The 2,723-nt window shown below is 67.3% G+C and carries 2 protein-coding genes; one reads left to right on the forward strand and one right to left on the reverse strand.

The features are described 5' to 3' along the window. The coding region (locus tag VD972_RS42280; RefSeq protein ID WP_324995219.1) for an MMPL family transporter at positions 1-1,013 on the reverse strand (1,013 nt) is incomplete at its 3' end. A 297-nt stretch (positions 1,014-1,310) separates the two neighbouring features. Here VD972_RS42280 and VD972_RS42285 point away from each other — a divergent pair. After that, the coding region (locus tag VD972_RS42285; RefSeq protein ID WP_324995221.1) for an aminotransferase class I/II-fold pyridoxal phosphate-dependent enzyme at positions 1,311-2,723 on the forward strand (1,413 nt) is incomplete at its 3' end.

The following is a 2,723-nucleotide window of genomic DNA, read 5'->3' on the forward strand; positions in this document are numbered from 1 at the left end:
GTCGCCGCGAGCGCCTCGCGCACCTCCAGGTGCCGCCGCTCCTCCCAGTAGCGCATGGCCAGATGGACGCCATACTCGATGCCCAGGCCGATGAGGATGGCCACCAGGAAACCCGTCACCACGTTCAGGTGCCCGATGGCCAGCTGCGCGAAGCCAAACGTGAGCAGCACGCTCACCATCACCGGCAGCCCCACCACCGCCAGCGCCGCCACGCGCCGCGTCGCCAGCAGGATGATGCCCACCGCCAGCAGCGCGGACAGGATCCCGGCGTTGGCCAGATCCCCCCGCATCATCGTGTCCTCCTCGATGCGGCTCTGGAAGTTGCCCGTCGCGTCCACCCCCACGCCCGGGTACTCCTGGGCAACCTCCGCCGCGACCGCCTTCGCCTCGTCCACGAACGTGCGCGCGAAGCCCAGGTCCGCCGCCGTCCCGGCCGGCTTGAGGAACAGGTACACCTCCTTGCCGTCCGCTGATGCCAGCTTCTCCTTCACCGGCGACTCAGGCAGGTACTTGCGCTGAATCTCCTCGAAAGTCGGCGGCGGCGCCCTCGCCACCAGCTCCACGTAGAAGGGGTTGAGCTGCCGCCGCTCGTACCGCACCCGTGCCTCGAGCTCGTCGTGCAGCGCTCGCAGGCGCTCGGCCGGCATCAGCAGCAAGCCATTGCGCAGGAAGAAGCCCACGTCGAAGTGGTGCTCCACGTAGCGGACCTGAGGCAGCTGCTCCAGCCGGCCCTGCAGCTGCTGGGCGTAGGCGCGGAGCTGAGCAGGTTCGGCCCCTTGCGCACGAAGCACCAGGTACCCATCCCCTCCCGCTTTCTGCGACACACGCGTCAGGTCCTGCACCTCGCGCGCGCCGCCGGGCAGCAGCTCCACGAACGAGCCGCGGAACTCCAGCCGCGAGGCCAGCAGCGCTCCACCCAACCCCAACAAAGCGAAGAGCGCCACCACCACCATGGGCCGCGCCAGTGCCACCTCAATCAAGCGCTCCACCCACCGCTGACGCAGCTTCTGCACCTGGCTCCACCTCACCGCGACGGAGAAAGCAATCCCCCAGCCACACAATTCAGTCCGGGCCCCATCAACACATCCAGAGGCGGAGGACTTCCAGGGGGTTGCAAATCACCCTGACACAGCTGCCATAGCACCGAACGTTGGCACCTTGACAGGCCTGGAAAGCCTCTTTATTCACCGCCCCGCGTCGCCCCAAGGAGGTCGCACGCTGCAGCAGGGTGCATCTGGCCGGGATGCGCCCTGATTGAAGTGTGCACCGAGTGCGCTCCAGGATCCCCCGACGCAGACAGAAAGACCACCATGAGCGATGTCTTCGACAAGTGCAGTAACTGGAAGGATTACCGCATCGCGAAGGCCACCGGCCTCTACCCGTACTTCCGGTCCATCGAGGCCTCGCATGGGGCGACGGAGGTCGAGATCGAGGGCCGCCGTGTCATCATGGTGGGCTCGAACAACTACCTCGGACTCTCGGCGGATCCGCGGGTGAAGGAGGCGGCGACCAAGGCAGTAGAGAAGTTCGGCACCACGTGCTCTGGCTCGCGCCTGCTCAACGGCACCCTGGCGCTGCACGAGGAGCTGGAGGCAAAGCTGGCGAAGTTCCTCAACCGCGAGGCGGCGCTCGTCATCTCCACCGGCTTCCAGACGAACCTGGCGCTGTCATCCATCCTCGGCCGGCATGACATCGTCTTCAGCGACCGGCAGAACCATGCCTCGCTGGTGGACGGCATCCGCCTGGGGTTCGCCACGGAGCGCAAGTTCCGCCACAACGACATGGAGCACCTGGAGCAGCAGCTCGCCGCGGCCGAGCCGGACTCGGGGAAGATCATCATCTCCGACGGCGTGTTCTCCATGGAGGGGGACGTCTGCAACCTGCCCCGGATCGTGGAGCTGGCGAAGAAGTACAACGCCCGGGTGATGACGGATGACGCGCACTCCATGGGCGTGCTCGGCGAGAAGGGCCGCGGCGTGCCGGAGTACTTCGGGCTGGAGGCGGAGACGGATCTGACGATGGGGACATTCTCCAAGAGCTTCGCGTCGCTGGGCGGCGTGCTGGCCGGCCCCTTCGAGGTCATCAACTACATCCGCCACAAGGCGCGCTCGGTGATCTTCTCGGCCTCCATGACGCCGGCCTCCATCGCGGCGGCGCTCAAGTCGCTGGAGATCATCGAGGCGGAGCCGCAGCGCCGCGCTCGGCTGCTGGACATCGCGGAGAAGATGCACAACGGCTTCCGCGCCATGGGGTTCGACACGGGCGTGTCGGTGACGCCGGTGGTGCCGGTGCACATCGGCGACCAGGTGAAGTGCTTCCGCTTCTGGAAGGCGCTGCACGAGGCGGGGGTCTTCGCCAACCCCGTCATCCCTCCCGCGGTGGAGGCAGGCCACGCGCTCATCCGCACCAGCTTCATGGCCACGCACACGGACGCGCAGCTGGATCGCGTGCTGGACACCTTCGAGAAGATCGGCCGGCGCATGGAAGTGATTCCGGAGACGCGGCCCACGGTGTACGAGCCGGTGCAGATCGCCCGTCCAGGCACGGGCGTGCGCTCCAACAAGGCCTCGGAGAAGTGGGCGGCGGCCTCCGAGGGACAGCTGGCGGACAGCGGGGGCTTCTCGCTGGATCAGCTGTCGCGCATGTCCTCGCGCGAGGTGGCGGGGAAGATCTTCGACGCGGTGGAGCAGCTCACCTGGCGTGCCGCCAACCTGCAGCCGGCA

The sequence above is a fragment of the Hyalangium sp. genome, assembly GCF_035629615.1.
In the GTDB taxonomy this organism is placed as follows: domain Bacteria; phylum Myxococcota; class Myxococcia; order Myxococcales; family Myxococcaceae; genus Hyalangium.